The 18,425-nt window shown below is 39.4% G+C and carries 16 protein-coding genes; 5 read left to right on the top strand and 11 right to left on the bottom strand.

Annotation, left to right across the window (positions count from 1 at the left end; genetic code table 11):
- Positions 1-5 precede the first annotated feature (5 nt).
- Entirely contained in the window at positions 6-1,358 is a 1,353-nt protein-coding gene (locus CLV48_RS11405; RefSeq protein ID WP_106567400.1) for a deoxyguanosinetriphosphate triphosphohydrolase, read from the bottom strand.
- Between the two features lie 112 nt (positions 1,359-1,470).
- Between CLV48_RS11405 and CLV48_RS11400 the strand changes: the two genes are divergently transcribed.
- The 4 genes from CLV48_RS11400 to CLV48_RS11385 all read left to right on the top strand — a co-directional run bounded on the left by CLV48_RS11400 (position 1,471) and on the right by CLV48_RS11385 (position 4,852).
- The gene (locus CLV48_RS11400) at positions 1,471-2,319 is read left to right on the top strand and encodes a DUF4382 domain-containing protein (RefSeq protein ID WP_106567399.1); all 849 of its coding nucleotides are present in this window, start codon (positions 1,471-1,473) and stop codon (positions 2,317-2,319) included.
- 194 nt (positions 2,320-2,513) lie between these two features.
- Positions 2,514-3,326, top strand: a complete 813-nt coding sequence (locus CLV48_RS11395) for a DUF4382 domain-containing protein (protein ID WP_245889535.1) — start codon at positions 2,514-2,516, stop codon at positions 3,324-3,326.
- Positions 3,327-3,348: 22 nt separating this feature from the next.
- Complete coding sequence (ribD, locus tag CLV48_RS11390; RefSeq protein ID WP_245889534.1) at positions 3,349-4,356, top strand: bifunctional diaminohydroxyphosphoribosylaminopyrimidine deaminase/5-amino-6-(5-phosphoribosylamino)uracil reductase RibD; 1,008 nt, start codon at positions 3,349-3,351, stop codon at positions 4,354-4,356.
- Positions 4,357-4,369: 13 nt separating this feature from the next.
- Complete coding sequence (locus CLV48_RS11385; RefSeq protein ID WP_106567397.1) at positions 4,370-4,852, top strand: GAF domain-containing protein; 483 nt, start codon at positions 4,370-4,372, stop codon at positions 4,850-4,852.
- 170 nt (positions 4,853-5,022) lie between these two features.
- On the opposite strand, the gene CLV48_RS11380 is transcribed toward CLV48_RS11385, so the two are convergent.
- From CLV48_RS11380 to rbfA, 5 genes are all read right to left on the bottom strand, one after another.
- Positions 5,023-6,861 (bottom strand): hypothetical protein, encoded by a 1,839-nt coding sequence (locus tag CLV48_RS11380; protein WP_106567396.1) that lies wholly within the window; start codon positions 6,859-6,861, stop codon positions 5,023-5,025.
- 71 nt (positions 6,862-6,932) lie between these two features.
- Positions 6,933-7,505: an LOG family protein gene (locus tag CLV48_RS11375; RefSeq protein WP_106567395.1), complete on the bottom strand. Its 573-nt coding sequence runs from the start codon at positions 7,503-7,505 to the stop codon at positions 6,933-6,935.
- A 75-nt stretch (positions 7,506-7,580) separates the two neighbouring features.
- On the bottom strand, positions 7,581-8,177 hold the full coding sequence (locus CLV48_RS11370) for a hypothetical protein (protein WP_106567394.1): 597 nt from the start codon (positions 8,175-8,177) through the stop codon (positions 7,581-7,583).
- A gap of 913 nt (positions 8,178-9,090) precedes the next feature.
- A complete protein-coding gene (locus CLV48_RS11365) occupies positions 9,091-10,314 on the bottom strand; it encodes an ABC transporter permease (RefSeq protein ID WP_170069019.1) in 1,224 nt (407 codons plus the stop codon).
- Between the two features lie 11 nt (positions 10,315-10,325).
- Positions 10,326-10,700 carry a 30S ribosome-binding factor RbfA gene (gene rbfA, locus CLV48_RS11360; RefSeq protein WP_106567393.1) on the bottom strand — a complete coding sequence of 125 codons (375 nt, stop codon included), beginning with the start codon at positions 10,698-10,700 and terminating at the stop codon, positions 10,326-10,328.
- A gap of 151 nt (positions 10,701-10,851) precedes the next feature.
- On the opposite strand from rbfA, the gene CLV48_RS11355 reads away from it, so the two are divergent.
- Positions 10,852-12,198: a hypothetical protein gene (locus CLV48_RS11355; protein WP_245889533.1), complete on the top strand. Its 1,347-nt coding sequence runs from the start codon at positions 10,852-10,854 to the stop codon at positions 12,196-12,198.
- 61 nt (positions 12,199-12,259) lie between these two features.
- Here CLV48_RS11355 and rpiB read toward each other — a convergent pair whose 3' ends face one another.
- From rpiB to uvrA, 5 genes are all read right to left on the bottom strand, one after another.
- The gene (rpiB, locus tag CLV48_RS11350) at positions 12,260-12,697 is read right to left on the bottom strand and encodes a ribose 5-phosphate isomerase B (protein WP_106567392.1); all 438 of its coding nucleotides are present in this window, start codon (positions 12,695-12,697) and stop codon (positions 12,260-12,262) included.
- A complete protein-coding gene (gene tatC, locus CLV48_RS11345; RefSeq protein WP_106567391.1) occupies positions 12,690-13,547 on the bottom strand; it encodes a twin-arginine translocase subunit TatC in 858 nt (285 codons plus the stop codon). The genes rpiB and tatC overlap by 8 nt, the downstream gene beginning before the upstream one ends.
- A 14-nt stretch (positions 13,548-13,561) precedes the next feature.
- Entirely contained in the window at positions 13,562-14,830 is a 1,269-nt protein-coding gene (locus CLV48_RS11340) for a serine hydroxymethyltransferase (protein ID WP_106567390.1), read from the bottom strand.
- An 86-nt stretch (positions 14,831-14,916) separates the two neighbouring features.
- Complete coding sequence (locus CLV48_RS11335) at positions 14,917-15,519, bottom strand: trimeric intracellular cation channel family protein (protein WP_106567443.1); 603 nt, start codon at positions 15,517-15,519, stop codon at positions 14,917-14,919.
- 70 nt (positions 15,520-15,589) lie between these two features.
- Positions 15,590-18,406: an excinuclease ABC subunit UvrA gene (uvrA, locus tag CLV48_RS11330; protein ID WP_106567389.1), complete on the bottom strand. Its 2,817-nt coding sequence runs from the start codon at positions 18,404-18,406 to the stop codon at positions 15,590-15,592.
- Between the last annotated feature and the right edge of the window lie 19 nt (positions 18,407-18,425).

Genomic DNA, 18,425 nt, shown 5'->3' with positions numbered 1-18,425 from the left:
TTTCTTTAGGTACCTGGCAACGAAATTCCTTTGACTTTACGGTAAAGAGATAAGGCAAACTTATCAGTCATTCCTGAAATGTAATCTATCAGGGCCCTTAACAAAGGATAGGGATTGGCCTGTTCACCCCAACCTTCTAGGGGAAAATCATCCGGTAAAAGCCTGAGTATGCTTTTATCTTTTCCGGAAAATAAATCAGTCTGGTAATACTTATGATTAAGTGCCTGAGAGAACACTTCCAGCAAGCCCTCCAAAACCTGAAATCCTGCTGCCTCTTTTTCAAGTACCGGCTTGGAGCGATAAATTTTCACAACCGAAAGATTGGAGATTTCAGCCAAAGCCTGGGCAGATGGAATGATGTCAGTCAAGGACTGATCAAATTGTCCATTGAGGATCTCTTCCTCCTTTTCAATGAAAGCCTGAACAGATTCTTCCACCAATTTACCGATTGCCATCGCCCTCAATACGGCAAGCTTTTGGGGTTCAAAACTGTATTTCTCAAGTTTTTCAGGTTGGAATTTTTCAGCAAGGATTTTTCCCAATAAAGATATTGTCTGGTCTATTGATACCAGACCAAGAGTACAACCGTCCTCTAGGTCAATAATGCTGTAACAGATATCATCTGCTGCTTCAACCAAAAATGCCAAAGGATGTCTTAACCAACAATCAGTATTGGCTTTACCAATACCAAGTGCTTCTGCCAAATGGTTGAATTCCTCCTTTTGATCTGAAAAGAAACCGAATTTTTTTTGGCTTCTTCTTTCTTTATCCCTTTCAAAAATGAGGGAGGGGCGGGGATATTTTGTAAATGCTGCTAGGGTAGCATAAGATAGCTGTAGCCCATTTTTTTTGGATACAAGCATCCTAAAACCTTGGGCATTACCTTCGAAATTACAAAGGTCCGCCCATTCTTGAGTACTTATATGTGATTGCCAGACGTAGCCATACGGATGATGCCTGAAAAAATCAGATATGGCCTCTTCACCTGCGTGCCCAAAAGGTGGATTTCCAATATCATGGGTCAGCGCTGCAGCTGCAACAATAGCCCCGATGTCAGTCGCATGGATCCCCTTCTCAGAAAGGACAGGGTATTTTTCTAAAAGGTATTCTCCAACCGATTTCCCAAGTGACCTACCCACACTGGATACCTCCAGACTATGGGTCAATCGGGTATGGACAAAATGATGTTCAGGCAAAGGAAATACCTGGGTTTTATCCTGAAGGTTTCTGAAAGGACCTGAGAAAATGATCCTATCATAATCACGTTCAAATTCTGTTCTAATAGTCGCAGACTCTTCCTTCTTTGAGCTCAACGGATCAAATCTTCCTGAACTCAATAATTTTTCCCATTGCATCATGGTCAAAAATACTAAAGCTGATATGAAATTTTCCAATTATTGGTACAAAAAGAAGTTCGTTTTTTTTTGGCATAGTGCTTGCATGCTAATAAAAAAACCAACTTAAATAGCTATGAAATATTTTGTAAGATCATTATGCTTGGCCCTAGTTACTTTCTTTTTCCTTAGTGCCTGTGACATGGAGCGAAATGAAGACAGAATTAGGGATGGACATGCACGTGTCAATGTTTACCTTATTGATGCACCTGCCGCTTATGATGAAGTTTGGGTGGAAATACTTGAAGTAAAATTTTTGATGAAAGGGGATAATGAATCCAATGAAAGTGCCTGGATCAATCTTCCTTATGAAGCTAATGACAACAAAATCAACCTTCTTTCTTTGACAGGGGGAAATTCTGAACACCTTGGTGAAATCGAAGTCCCGGCAGGTGAAATTTCCCAGATCAGAATGGTACTGGGTGATGACAATTACATCATGCAAAATGGCCAAAGGTTAGACCTAAAAACTCCAAGTGCCCAACAAAGCGGATTGAAATTGAAAGTGGACAAGCCTTTGGAAGCTGGAGTTGCCTATGACTTGGTCATTGATTTTGATGCTTCCCGATCAATTGTAAAAGCTGGAAACTCCGGCCAATATATCCTTAAGCCTGTATTAAGAGTTGTTGCTGAGGAATTGGCCACATTGGAAGGAACAGTATTACCACTGGAAGCAGGACCAGTTAGAGTTTCCGCAATATTGGGTCAGGATACCATAGGTACATTTACTGATGACAATGGCTTCTTTTTATTTAGAGGAATAAGAGGAGGTACATATAATTTCTGGTTCTTGCCGCAGGAAGGTTATCTGGATTCCCTTATCCAAAATATTTCAGTACCTGTAGGACCAGTTACTCGACTTGAACCGATTATCCTAAGTGAAGCACCTGAAGAGAATGGGGATGATGGTAATGGTGGAGATTAAACAAAAAAAAATAAAACATCCATAAACAGCGTATTTGTCCTGGGAGCTTCAAAATTTGTTTCCAGGACATTTTTTATGATCATAATCTCATGTCACCGGATTTTTTTGAATTAGTTTGAAAATAAAACAAGCAATCAAAAAGTGCGTTCTTAACTTTACGTTGATTAATACTGCCAATACAATTACATTTGGGTGTGAAAAAAACCAGTTTCATTTTATTCGTATTTTTATTTAGTTTATTCTCCTGTTCAAATGAAGATTTGGACAGGTCAAATGGATTGGTCAATGTATTTATAATTGGATCACCAGGTGAATTTGAAGAAATATGGTTAGAGATCATTGGTGCCGAGGTAAAGACAACAGGGGGAAGGGGTACAGACAATACCGATCCCGTTTTCTTACCCAATACCCAAACAGAAAAAAAAGTTAATATTGCTGGACTCACCGCAAGTTCCCAGTTTTTGATAGGAAGGGCAGAGTTTTCTGAAGGAAATATTATAGAAATCAAACTGCTCTTGGGGGAGGATAATTTTGTTGTATTTGGAGGACAAAATTTTCCCCTTATTCTGAATTCAGAAGAGGCTATGAAGCCAAAGTTATTGGTCAATTATACAATTAGAGGAGGGATATCACATGATATTTTCCTAGACTTTGATGCATTCAGGTCATTCCAGATAAGCAATGGCCTGGAACCGAGAATATCTTTAACACCTGAGATCAGGTCATTTCTATCCCTCAATACAGGAAGAGCAAGCGGAAGTATTTCCCCAGCCAATCAACGCGTAGCCATCATAACCGCAGATGAAAATGACCTCATCCTGAGTACAACTTCAAGCCAAGCCCCATCGGGAAATTTCTCATTAAGAGGCTTAGAAGCTGGCAAACTTTACAAAACCTATATCATTCCGTTTAATCAAGCATATCTTCCTGATACTTTGGACAGTGTCAGAGTAAATGCAATCCAAAACAAGCAATTGGGGACTATAAATTTGAGATTAAGGGACTAAGATGGATATCCACGAAAAATTCATGCTCAGGGCAATAGAACTGGCCGAATTAGGAAGGGGAAGAGTAAGTCCCAACCCTATGGTGGGTTGTGTCATAGTATATGATGGAAATATAATTGGCGAGGGTTTTCATGAATATTTTGGAGGACCTCATGCCGAACCCAATGCTATCAGCACAGTCAAGGACCCCGAACTGATTAAATCTTCTACTGCCTATGTAAGTTTGGAACCCTGTGCGCATTGGGGCAAAACTCCTCCTTGTGCTGATTTATTGGCAAAAGTCGGCATAAGTAAAGTTGTCATAGGAACGGTGGATTCCAATCCATTGGTAGGTGGAAAAGGCATACAAATACTGCAAAAAGCTGGAATTGAAGTACTCACCGGTGTTCTTGAAGAAAAAGTAAGAACTCAAAATATCCGGTTTTTTACTTTCATAGAAAAAAAGCGTCCCTATATCATCCTGAAATGGGCACAAAGCTCAGATGGCTTTATTGCCAGGGAAAATTATGACTCTAAATGGATCAGCAATTCCTACAGTAGGCAGTTGGTACATAAGTGGAGGTCTGAAGAAGATGCCATCATGGTAGGAACATTAACAGCCCAATATGACAATCCCCGATTGAATGTGAGGGATTGGAGCGGGAAAGACCCAATACGGGTAGTAATTGACAGGAATCTTAAACTGAATCCTGGGCTCTATCTGTTTGACGGTACACAACCCACCCTCTGTTATAACCAAACCATTGAGGAATCCTCGTACCAGCTTGAGAAAATCCGTTTAAAAGAAGGTTTTGATCTGGAGGACATCATTCAAAATCTTTATAGTAGAAAAATACAGAGTGTAATTGTGGAGGGTGGGGCTCAGTTGCTCAAGAAGTTTATAGAAAAGGAACTTTGGGATGAGGCCCGTGTTTTTACTGGAAATGTTGCCTTTGGAAAGGGAATTCCAAGCCCGGTGTTACCAGGTAAAGTTGTAAAGCAATATGATGTGCAAGGGGACTTGCTAAGCTTTTGGCAATTTAAATCTTAAACTTAATACGATAATGGCAGAATCATTGTATATACCCAAAGAAACAGATAAAGCAGGAATTTATCAGGCTATTCTTCCTCAAATTGAAGCATTGATTAAGGGTGAAACAGACCTTTATGCCAATCTGGCCAATGTTTCAGCAGTGTTGAAAGAAGCTTTTGGCTTTTTCTGGGTGGGTTTCTACCTGGTCAAAGAAAATGAATTGGTTTTAGGTCCATTTCAAGGGCCTTTAGCCTGTACCCGAATTGCTTTTGGAAAGGGTGTATGTGGGACTGCCTGGAAAGAAGGTAAAACACAGCTTGTACCTGACGTAGATCTTTTTCCGGGCCATATTGCCTGTAGTTCAGCTTCAAGGTCTGAAATTGTGGTTCCAGGGATTAAAGAGGGAAATGTGTGGTGTGTCCTTGATGTGGACAGTGATCAATTAGATGATTTTGACCATAACGACAAAATTTTCCTTGAGGAACTTATGGAACTCATATCCAAAGGATCTTAAGATTGAACAGAGTCTAAGCCAGGTTAGGTTTATACTCCATCTCCAAACATGAATTGCCTTAAGAGGCTGTCTCATTAAAGGACAGCCTCTTTTATATTCTTGCAGGTATCGAATCTAATTTCAAATAACCAAATCTCAGAGCCTTCATTTGCCTTATGTTACAGCTTCTTTTAAATTATTTTACCCTTGCTCAACACCAAAACTTGTTTGGTATTATCAAAATTCCTTGATTCCAAAATCACATTTTTCTCTTGATCAACAGTACCCAGGTAAATCATTTCATGAGCAGCCAGTAACCTTTTGACTTCTTCCACATCCCTTAACAATTCAGCAGGAATGTGTTTCCCCACATCCAACAAATTGAATTCCGAACCCTCAATAAATGCCAATTCAGCGAAAATCTGCTCTAGATTCTTTTGAAAAGCAAGTTGGGCAATGTATCTGGCAGATAGCTTATGGGAAAGGACGATATTACAACCCAAAACATTGGTATTCAACAACTGTTCAGTTATAGGATCACCCAAAATGGTGATGATTTTACTCAGAAATTGGGGGTCACTTTTATTTGCACCAACAAGCAGCATGGTCAACCTAAACCCAAGTTCATCTCCTAAATTGATTACAATGTTGTCAAAATCGCCATTTTGGATCTTGAGCAACAAATTTTCTGAGAAATATGCTTCTTCCTCCTCGAATACAAATTGGGATTCCCGAAGTTCATTCTTGCTTTTGACATCAATAAAATCTTCTATATTGCCCAGATTCCAGGTATTGCCTATCACACAGATCTTTTTACTTACCTCTTCATTTGGTGGAATGATCTCGAATTTTTTCTCGAGGATATAAGGTGTTTTAGGTGGTTGATACCTGATTTGCTTGGCGTCAGTCGTCAAAAAAATAAACCAAGAACCAAGCTTAAATGTACTGCCAAAAGAACAGAGATTCATTTGGAAATGTCCAAGGCCCACTGAGCTGGAAAAGCCAATTAAAGTCCCACCTTTGAAACTAAACATTAACTGTTCAAATGACAATTGCTCAAATTTTCTAAAATCGCCAAATTGTCTGGGATCTATAAAATGGATTGTGGAGCCATCAGAGGACAAGATTTCAAAAAATACTTTGTAATAAACAGGATCTACCTTTGCTCTTGCTATAATACTCCCAATAACATCCCCCGGAGTAATGACGGCAAAAAGGTAACCTGACTTATAACTCGTAAGATTCAGGGCAATTTTTCGGGCATCTTGGTGACTGGATAGCTCTATTGAACATTTGATTGGGTTTCCATTTTCCTGTTTCCCCTTCAGATGGTTCAAAAAGAGAATATTATTGGTCAGGTTGGTCAATATTTTGAGGTTAAAATTGTCTGACTCAAAAGTATCTCCAAAATTATCAGGGGATAAAACTACTAATGCCTTTGCCTCAAATATGGAAAGCCGATCAAATGTCCGAAAGGACATGACATTACCCTGACGGATAAAAATATCAAGATTTTTCCAACGACTTTGATCGAAATGTGCCCTAAAAGCAACAACCTTGGAGGGTTCATGGAACAATAAAACCACATCTTCCAAAATACCTTTGTCCCTGGCCCGTATATCAATCTGGTCAAGTATCATGAAAAGCTTAATATTATAATTTACAAAAAGAATATGACCGCTTTTTTTATATGGAAGAGACCCGCTCTTGATGTTTTCTATAAGCTTGATAAGTGCAGCTGAGAGTACAGAAATAATAAAAGAGAAAAGTATAAGACCAATGATTACCTGTAGCAATCCAAAGGCAATTTCCATTGGTCCTTGAACATCGGCATAATAAGCAGGATCGGCAAAAATCCTATAACTGCTGGGTAAGCCTCCCAAAAATGGGGAAAGAAGAAAAATCACCGTGGCACTGGTGATAAAGATGGCAATAAGTTGTATCCAAATAGGGGCAAGTGCAAACCTTTCAGGAGATATGAATCTCCTTGCTTTTCGGCTAAAAAATCGCGTTCTATCGATGAAAGACAATTTCAGATCATTTTATTTAGCTAAATATAGGAATACATAAAATAATGTTAGGCTTTTGATTAAGAAAGAAATCATTTGACCTCCCACTTATCAATATATTTAGGCTCAAAAGCTGCCATCTTATCCAAAATCTCAGCAGGATTATCCCCCACTATCAACAAATCCAATTGGGCTTGGTGAAGGAATCCTTCCGTAACGGCATGTTGTAAAAACTTGAGAAGACCATCATAATATCCATTTAAATTATAAAGGGCCAAAGGCTTCCGGATATAAGCCAATTGGTTCAATGTCATGATCTCGAACAATTCTTCAAAAGTTCCAATTCCACCAGGCATAGCAATAAAACCATCTCCTTTCTCCGCCATAAGCCATTTCCTGTCCCGCATGGTTTCAACCACGGTGAGCTCCGTACATCCCTGATGCGCTACTTCAATATCCACGAGCTTCTGAGGTATCACACCATAGACTTTTTTATCTGCTGCCAGCATAGCATCTGCAATCACCCCCATCAAACCTACATTTCCTGCTCCATAAACTAATGAAAGATCCCTTTTGATCATTTCATTGGCCAAAGCCACTGCTCCTTGGGAAAAAATTGCGTTTTTACCCTTATTAGACCCACAATAAACCGTGATTTTTTTCATGCTTAAATTTAAGAAAGTATAGGAAAAGAAAAAGCCTGGTAAACCAGGCTATCTTATTTTCAATGAAAGATATACTTAGAGTGCTTTTTGATTTAAAGCATCCACTAACTCTCGTTTTAGTTTTCTTTCCCTTTCAAGGGTATTCTTCCTATGCTGATCAAACTCTTCTCTTGTTTCCTCCAGATCCTTTCTTGCTTTGGAAATTACCTTATGACTCAGGCTATACTTGTATAGAAAAAATAAAAATGCTCCAGTCAATAAGGCCACTATCATCCACATCATACTGCTATAGGCTGACTTATGAATGGGAATACCCAAAAAGGAAAAGCTGTCTCTTGCCTTTTCTGCACTTTCCAATTGACCTCTAAGGTCGGACATCTGAGACTGTAATTCAGCAATTTCATTTTGCCTTTCTCTCAAATCTTGCTTTAAAGCTATCAGCTCGTTCTTGAAAACATTAAGAGAATCTGTTACATTTTGACGGATTCTGTCCAAATGGACCTTCTTGACTACTTTATAGTCCTGATAATTATTTGATATAGTATTAAGGTAATCAAACTGACTGGAAATGGTACCACTGGTCAGGGAACCCGCATTTTCTTGGTCTTGGGCTTTCAAAATGGTGGCAAAAACACTAAAAGTAAAAAGCAGGAGTAATAGTTTATTTTTCATCGGCTATAGGTGAATTTGTACTAATTTTATACCTAGTCAATCTACACTGTTGACAACACTCGACTAATAGCAATAAATATGCCCTTTTTAATAATCAAATACAAAAATAATTGAAAAAAATTATGCTTTTTATAAGTTTAAATTAAACAAACTAATGAATTTATTCCTATTTTTTTGGGCTGTTTTAAACGTAAATTGATTTTTATCAATTTACAATATACTTTTTATTATATCTTTTATCCATCTTACACCACATTTTTTGAGTTTTGAGTATTTCATTTTGTCTTTCATCCCATCGCAAAAAAACAACAGTTTAAGAATTGAATTTTTCCGGGCTTTCACCCCATTTTTTTTGATTGGGATCTGAATTGAAAAGTTTTCAATAGAACGACTCAATGCCAACCCTGTTTTACCTTTTTATCATCTAAACAAACGTTTAATTATTTAAACTGTAATTTTTTATCATTTTTGTTGAATTATTTTTAATTTTAATAAGCTTTTATTAACTTTGAATCATCAAACAAGACGAAAGGTCTTATCACACTGTAGGATGATGAAACTGGCAGACATGCCCTCCTGTCTCGGGGGTGGGGAATCCGGAATAAAGCGAACATGGAGCTCGTGTTCTTGCCTAACCGCCCTGTGGAGGTTCGAATCCTTCTCCTACAGCATGAAAAAATCAAAAGGAAGCAAACGGCTTTCAAATAATTGAAATTCTTATACTGTAGGATGTTGAAACTGGCAGACATGCCCTCCTGTCTCGGGGGTGGGGAATCCGGAATAAAGCGAACATGGAGCTCGTGTTCTTTCCTAACTGCCCCGTGGAGGTTCGAATCCTTCTCCTACAGCTGGTTATTTTGGGTTTATTGTTAATTGACTAAAGCTGTGAGATTTTGTTTCACGGCTTTTTTTATTATAGCTCATTAGGCTTTACTCTGGAAGCAATCATTGCCGGCCTGTAAGATGCAATAAAAGTGATTGCGATTACGGTCACACTCGTCCATAAAAAGTCAGTCCAAACCATTTTTACCGGATAATTCTCAATGACCGAGGAAGCTATGCCCAAAGAAACCAATCCAAAGGTATCCTGGGCCCAAACTAACAAAAACCCTAAAATAAGACCTATAAATGCTCCTGTAAAAGCAATAATCGCACCTTGCTTAATATAGATCCTTTTCACCAATTTTTCCCTGGCTCCAATTGCAAACAAAATTGCATTATCCTTCTTTTTTTCAATAGCCATCATTGACAATGAAAAAAAGATATTGAATGAAGCCACCGCCAGGATAAAACTCAATGTAATGAATACAAAAAGCTTCTCTATCTTAATTGTCCGTAATAAACCGGCATGCTGTTCATCTGTATCTTTCACAGTGAACCCTTCTCCTAAATGTTCCCTTAGCCTCTTTTTTACTCTTTGAATGCTTTCTCCATCTCTTACTTTGATTTCAAGTGCAGTCCTTTTGGATCCATAATTCAATAACCCTGCAACAAAATCCAAAGGTGCAATTATATAATTGTCATCAAATTCCTTGTCCACACTAAAAAAGGCTGATGGACGGAGCAAACCACTATTGTATAGTTGGGAAGGATCAATCGTACCTGCACTTCTTGGGGCTTTGGGATAAAATACCTGAAGCATTTCAAATTCATTGTCAAGGTCCATAGAAAGGAAAAATCCAACTCCCCTTCCAATGATGGCCTTGGGCCTACTGACTGTTCCTAAATCCAATTCTCCCCAAGTGTAGCCCCTTCCAAACCTTCCATGATCAAGGTAATTCCCAGAAACACCTTTCAATCGGGCCAGATGCTGATAATCCCTATATTTAAATAAGGCATTGTCCTCAATTACCTCTGTCACTAATTCTACGCCCTCGACATTATTGATGGATTTAAGCCAAGCGTCTTCCACTTCAAAGGATTTGCCTATTGCAGCCTCCACCTTCAACTCGGCATCAAAAGAAGCATAAAGTGCCCTGACCAAATCCTCCAGACCATTAAATACAGAAAGAACTACCACCAAAGCCATTGTCCCTACCGCAACTCCAATCATGGAAATTCGGGAGAGGATGGTGATGAAATTCCGCTTTTTCTTGCTGCGGAAATACCTGGATGCTATAAAAAATGAAAGGTTCAAAATAATAAAAATTAATCTTCTTCCTCTTCTTCAGAAGCCTCTGGAATATCCAATGAAGATATCACCTTATCCATATGTTGGGCATAAGAAGCAGAATCATCTATAAATAGAGCGATTTCCGGAACAATCCTTACACTTTTGCCAATCCTATTGCCCAAATGCTTCCTTAGCTCATTTTTCTTCTCATTAAGTTTTTCAAATACTGGCTTGTCTTTGTCCAACAAGAAACTGAGGTAAATTCTGGCCAATCCTAGGTCAGGGCTTATAGTCACTCGGGAAACTGTAACAAAAGAAGTTCCTAAGAGGTGTTTGACCTCTTTTTGAAAGATCTCACCAATTTCTTTTTGGATCAATTTGCTGTATTTCTGCTGTCTTTTACTTTCCATAGCGTATTTTAATTGACGCAAATTTAGTGAATTAAATGCGTAACCTTTAATTTCGTGCGAACTGATTGTATCCACATAGCCCTGTATTACTGTTTTGATAAGTTTTTTTAGAATTAACGACCCATTAAGGCTCCTTGCCATACTAGGCATCATGCTTGTTTTAAGCAGTATATATTGGTTTATTCTTACCCCTCCGATTTTACAGCCAGAAATGATCTGGCAACTTATTGGAGAACGTATGTCAGAAGGAAATATGATGTATAGGGATATTTTGGATGATTCCGGCCCCTTTTCAGCAATTGTTTATTGGATCCTTTTCGTACTTTTCGGAAAAAGTATCCTGGTCCAAAAAATTATTGCTTCTTTTTTCCTATTACTGCAGATTGCCTATCTCAATTATCTCTTTAACCAATACAAATCCTTTGATGAAACAAGCTATGTTCCTGCCTTCATTGGAGTTATCCTTGTCCATCTATCTTTCGATCTTCTGAGTTTATCTCCTGCACTTATGGGCAGTACATTTATTGTCTTTGCCTTGGGACAGCTTTTCTCACAAACAGTGCTTCAAAAGGAAGGAAGCGATTCAGTACTTTTGACAGGGATTTTTTCAGGAATTGCAGTATGCTTCCATTTTCCATTGGTGTTTTTCCTACCTTATATGGTTGTAATTGGCATCATTATCAGTGGCTTTTCTTTTAGACAGCTTTTGATCTCTCTTTCCGGATACCTCTTGCCCATTTTAATTTGCTCCGTTTATTATTTCTGGAAAGATGCACTATCTGACTTTATTTACAAATACATCTTGACATTCAGGACTGCTGATATATATGTTCATGTCCGCTTAAGGGATATTTCTATTTTATATGCAGTTCCAATCCTTTTCTCTTTTTTAGGTTTGTTTCTAGGAGCCATCATTAGACCACTGACTGTAAATCAGCAAAAGCAGTTGCAATTGATGATGTTCTTTTTTGTCTTTGCAGCGAGTTCATTTTTATTGACCAATAGAAGCGCCCCTTACCAGCTTATTATTCTGCTTACCCCGTTCACTTACTTCATTTCAATGCTGTTCTTGTCTTTGAAAAGAGGCCACCTTTATAATGGACTTAGCATTGCGTTCGTGGTTCTTGTCCCCTTTGTGGGTTGGGGCTGGCTGACTGTACAAACCTTGAATGATGAACTGAGAACTTACGGGGTTTTCCCAAATGAACAGCACCAAATTACGGAAAACAAAAAAATCTTGGTCCTAAGTGATGATCTGGCCTATTTCAAAAATGCCAAGCAAGCTACTCCTTACCTCAACTACCATCTGACTAGGGATTTACTTGGTTCAATTGACAACTTACATGAAATTTCCCAAGCTTATAAAAACATCAGCTTGGATCTTCCCGAAGTGGTGGTTGATGAAGATGGTGTATTTGAAGCATTTCTGGAAAAAGTCCCCATATTGAAGCAAAAATTTCAGAAATCAGGAAAATACTATTTACTTAAATCCAAATAAAAAAGAGAAGCTGTTTTTAAGAACAGCTTCTCTTTTTTATTTGCCTGATATTTGCCCATTGCTAACGACAGGCAATTTTATCCACCCTATTTTGATGCCTGCCTCCTTCAAATTCTGTATTCAGAAAGATGGAAACCAACTTTTCAGCCAGGTCAAATGGAATAAACCTAGCAGGCAACGCAAGAACATTGGCATTGTTGTGCTGACGGGCCAGGGCAGCCAAGTCCTCATTCCAACACAGGGCAGCCCTTATTCCCTGGTGTTTATTGGCAGTAATAGCGACACCATTACCACTCCCACAGATCAATATACCTTGGGCAAATTCCCCCTGCTCTATAGCCTTACATAATGGATGCACATAATCGGGATAATCCACAGATGCATCAGAAAAGGGACCAAAATCCTTGACTTCATAACCCTCCGTCCTAAGCTTCTGGATAAGATCATTTTTGTATTCAAAGCCTGCATGATCCCCTCCTATTGCAATTTTTCTATTCATTTCTCTGATATTTTAAGTTTTCTTCCAATTCCTTCTTTGCTCTTTTCTTCTCCAATCTTTTTGCAATTTGGATACCTGCCTCATAAAGCACCAGGATAGGCATAGCTATTAAAATCTGGCTGATCACATCCGGTGGGGTAATGACTGCTGCTAAAATCAGAATGGCCACTATGGCATGCCTCCTGTAAGTCTTCAGCATAGCTGCTGTCACCAGACCTGACATGGATAGAAAATAAATCACCACCGGCAACTGGAACATAATGGCTGATGCCAAAACCAACATCGTCAAAGTCGTAACATAAGAAGTAATATCAAATTCATTCAGGATCGTCGGGTCCAACTGGTAATTGGAAAGGAAATTGATTGACAAAGGCGCCAAAATAAAATACCCAAAAGATGCACCTGCAAAGAAAAGCAAACTAACAAAGAAAACTGCTCCCCTGGCTGCCTGCCTTTCTTTGGAATATAATCCAGGACTGATAAATCTCCATGCTTCCCAGAATATATAAGGGAAAGAAATAATCAATCCCACTACAACGGATGAGGTAAGGTGCATGGAAAATTGCCCGGTCATCTGCCTACTTTGAATGGTAAATGGCAAATTGTCTATACAAAGTGCTGGAGTTGAAATAGCTTCAGCAATCTTGCAAAGCATCCTATAGGTAAAAAAATCTACCTTTGAAGGACCTAGGATGATTTTTCCAAAAACAATGCTCTTTGCCAAAAAGGCAATGACTGTAAATATTAGAATGGCAGATATGGAACGGAGTAAATGCCAACGCAACTGTTCCAAATGGTCCAAAAAGGACATGCCTTCTTCCTCTTCTTCTTTATACTGATCTAAGGCCACGCTTTGGAATCAAATTAATACAATGGAAACTTAACCATCCAATCATTAACTTCTTTTTTGACCTGAGCCAATGCAGACTCATTATCATGGTTTTGAAGAGCTCTGTCTATCAAATGGACAATTTTTTTCATGTCTTCCTCTTTCAATCCCCTGGTAGTCACTGCAGCAGTCCCTACGCGCATACCTGAAGTCACAAAAGGTGAGCGGGTATCAAAAGGAACCATGTTTTTGTTGATGGTAATATCTACTTTGCCTAAAGTTTCTTCAGCCAATTTACCAGTCAGGTCCTTATTTCTGAGATCAATAAGCATGAGGTGATTGTCAGTACCTCCGGAAATGATCTGATAACCTAGAGAAACAAACTCGTCCGCCATTACGGAAGCATTTTTCTTCACCTGAATTACATACTGCATATAATCATCAGATAGTGCCTCCTGGAATGCTACAGCTTTTGCAGCAATAATATGCTCCAAAGGACCGCCTTGGGTTCCAGGGAATACTCCAGAATCCAATAAAGAAGACATTTTTCTCAATTCACCTTTTGGAGTTTTTAATCCAAAAGGATTGTCAAAGTCTTCTCTCATCAAAATCAAACCTCCTCTTGGGCCTCTCAAGGTCTTATGCGTAGTTGTAGTCACTATATGGCAATATTCCAAAGGGTCATTGAGGAGACCTCTAGCAATCAAGCCTGAGGGATGAGAAATATCAGCTAATAAAATGGCACCAACCTGATCGGCAATATCTCTTAATCTTTCATAATCCCAATCCCTGCTGTAAGCAGAAGCACCACAGATCAATAATCTAGGTTTCACTTCCAATGCTTTTGCCTCCACCTTGTCATAATCAATCATTCCAGTCTCTTCCTCCACTCCGTAGAAATGTGGCTGGTACAATTTTCCGGAGAAATTAACCGGAGAACCATGAGTCAAATGACCCCCATGGGACAAATCAAATCCCAAAATCACATCACCTGGATTCAAGCAAGCCAAAAACACGGCAGCATTGGCCTGGGCTCCTGAATGCGGCTGCACGTTGGCCCAGGTGGCACCAAAAAGCTCCTTGGCCCTATCAATGGCAAGTTGCTCAATCTGATCTACGATCTCACAACCTCCATAATATCTTTTATTGGGAAGACCTTCTGCGTATTTATTGGTAAGTACGCTACCAGCCGCTTCCATTACCTGCTTTGAGGTGAAGTTTTCTGATGCAATAAGCTCTATTCCTACTTTCTGTCTGTTTTCTTCTTTGGCGATGAGGTCAAAAATGACTTGGTCTCTTTTCATTAGGCATAATAGATTAAGTGCTCAAAAATAGCTTGATTCAATGGATTATCCAATTATAGTGTAAATTGAAATAAGGCTTTTTCAAACTATTCCAATCTGGGCAAACTGAGCTTATATTTGACTGCTACCAAACGGATCGAAATAATCACAGAAATGGAAATCAAAAGATTGTAATCCCTTTCTAAACCTGAATAATTTAAAAGTAAATACAGGATAGCACCGGTTAGGCAGGCAGAAGCATATATTTCCTTCCGGAATAAGATGGGAATTTCGTTGACCAATGTATCCCTGATTACGCCACCCATCACAGCTGTAAACATACCCATAATGGCTGCAATTTCGGGCCGGACACCAAATGCCAGTGCCTTTTCTACTCCTAGAACCGTAAAAAAACCTATCCCAATGGTATCAAACAAAAACATGGTCTTTCTCAATTTGATCAAAAACCTGGGGAAAACAAATGCTGCCAATACACCCAAAAGGATCGCATACAAAAAATAAACATCCCCTATCCAAACCAAGGGATAGGAACCCAATAAAACATCCCTTAATGTACCTCCTCCAATAGCAGTAATGAAGCCGGTAAAACCTGCACCAAATAGGTCATGCTCCTTGTCCCTTACAGCCAGTGCCCCGGAAATGGCAAAGACAAAAGTACCAATAAGCTCTAAGGGATATTGTATATCCATGATTTTGATGATTTGCTGAATTGAATTCAAATTTGATCGGAGGAAACTGCTTGAATTCTCCCCCAATAATTTATTCGAAGCTTTCTTTGAGGTATTTTGCCGTAAAATTACCTTCTACCTCCTTCAAAGCCTCTGGAGTCCCTTCAAATATAAGCTGCCCTCCCTTTTCACCCCCTTCCGGTCCCAAGTCTATCACCCAATCTGCTGCTTTTATTACTTCTGTGTTGTGTTCAATGATGATCACCGAATGGCCCTGATCTATCAATGCATTGATCGAATACAATAACTTCCTGATATCATGGAAATGCAGGCCGGTAGTTGGCTCATCAAAAATAAAAAGCACATGATCTCCGGGACGTGTACCTCCTTTTCCTAGGAAAGACGCAAGCTTTACTCTTTGGGCCTCCCCTCCTGACAAGGTATTGGATGACTGTCCCATTCCGACATAACCCAACCCAACTTCCTGCAAGGGTTGGAGCTTATTGATGATGGCATGTTTATCCTTGAAAAACTCCATGGCCTCATCAATAGTCATATCCAACACATCAGAAATATCCTTGTCTTTGAACTTAATATCCAGAATTTCATTCTTAAAGCGCTTGCCTTTACATGACTCGCAGGTAAGATGTATGTCAGCCATAAACTGCATCTCGACAGTAACTGAACCTTCTCCCTGGCAAGCCTCACACCTTCCGCCATCTACATTGAAACTGAAGAAAGCGGGTTTATAACCTCTTTGTTTGGCAAGTGGCTGCTCAGAATACAATGTGCGGATGGCGTCATATGCTTTCACATAGGTGACAGGATTGGATCTTGAAGACTTTCCGATAGGATTCTGATCTACAAATTCAACCTGGGTAATCTTTTTATAATCTCCCTCAAGCTTATCAAACTTTCCACTCTCATCTATAACAGTTCCCAGCATTTTGCCCAAAGCAGGATAAAGCACTTTCTTGATCAAGGTAGATTTTCCCGAACCACTGACACCTGTCACTACTGTAAGTGCATGGAGAGGGAAATTTACAGTAAGGTTTTTTAGGTTATTTTCTCTGGCTCCTTTTACGGTAATACTGTCCCTCCATTTTCTGTTCTGCTTCTTATCTTGAATTTTTTCCTCGCCTTTTAAGTACCTGGCCGTATGACTTTGCCCATGAACCAAGAGTTCTTTCAAATTCCCTTGAAACACCAATTCCCCTCCTCTAACACCTGCATCTGGTCCAATATCTATAATCTGGTCTGCGGCTTTCATGATCTTTTCTTCATGTTCTACCACAATAACGGTATTGCCCAAGTCCCTCAAAGATTTCAGCACTTCGATTAACCTGTCCGTATCCCTGGGGTGAAGACCAATACTGGGTTCATCAAGAATGTACATAGAGCCTACAAGTGCCGAACCAAGAGAAGTCGCAAGCTTTATTCTTTGGTATTCCCCACCGGAAAGTGTAGAAGTAAGTCTGTTTAATGTAAGGTAACCTAAGCCAACCTTATCAATATATTCCAAGCGGTTAAGAATTTCCTTCAAAATCCTGTTTGCCACTTTTTGTTCCGCTTCAGGCAATTCAAGGTCCCGGAAATATGCAAGTGCTTTATTGATGGGCATCAAAACAATATCGGCTATGGATTTTGAATTGATCTTGACATAAGATGCATCTTTTCTCAATCTTGTTCCCTTACAATCGGGACAAGTCGTCCTCCCCCTGAAACGGGAAAGCATCACCCTATATTGGATTTTGTGGGTTTTGGATTCCAAATCTTCAAAAAATGCATTTAGACCTTTGAAATAAGAGTTCCCGGTCCAGACCAACTCCTTTTCCATATCACTCAGATCCTCATAAGCCCTATGAATTGGAAAATCAAAATAAATCCCCTTTTTAACTAATGGCTCCAGCCACTTTCCTGTACTTTCTCCTCTCCAGGGTGCAATAGCTCCTTCATAAACCGATAGGCTTTTATCCGGAATGACCAAATCAGGATCAATACCCAATACCGAGCCAAATCCTTCACAGGTCTTACATGCACCATAGGGATTGTTAAAACTGAAGAAATTAACCGATGGGAGTTCAAAACTCATCCCGTCCAATTCAAAGCGGTCCGAAAAAGTCCTTCTTTCTTTTCCCGGAACCAAAACTGTGCATTCTCCATGTCCTTCAAAAAATGCCGTCTGTACAGAATCCGCTATTCTGAACTGATTGTCTTCATCATCATGTCTAACCGAAACTCTGTCAATCAAAATTTCATAATCTCCATTGAGTAAGGTAGCTGCTTTTACTAAGTCCTCTACAAAATAAGCTTCTCCATTGATAAGGATTCGGGTAAATCCTTTTTGAAGCAATAGCTCCAATTCCTGCGACTTGGTCCTGCCCTTTACCCAATGCAAAGGACAGGTGATCATAACCTTTTCGCCTTCATCAAAAGTATTGATAAAATCCACCACATCGGTGACGGTGTGGTGTTTGACCTCTTCACCACTGACAGGAGAAATGGTTTTGCCTATCCTGCTGAACAGCAATTTGAGATAGTCATATATCTCCGTAGTCGTACCCACCGTGGATCTGGGATTTTTCGTGGTTACTTTTTGCTGGATTGCGATTGCAGGTGAAACTCCTTTGATGTATTCTACCTCTGGCTTTTCCATCCTGCCCAAAAACTGTCTTGCATAGGAACTCAAACTCTCCACATACATACGCTGACCCTCGGCAAAAAGCGTATCAAAAGCCAAGGACGATTTGCCCGACCCTGAAAGCCCAGTAACCACCACCAATTTATTTCTGGGAATGGCTACACTTAGATTTTTAAGGTTGTTAACCTGGGCGTTCTTTATGATAATAAAATCTTTTGGATCAAGTTGATCTATAGAATGTGAAGTCATTGTATCAGTCAAAATCATAAAGGGCAAAGTTACCATT

It is taken from the genome of Cecembia rubra, assembly GCF_003014575.1.
GTDB lineage: Bacteria > Bacteroidota > Bacteroidia > Cytophagales > Cyclobacteriaceae > Cecembia_A > Cecembia_A rubra.
This window is presented reverse-complemented; position numbering and strand designations above follow the sequence as displayed.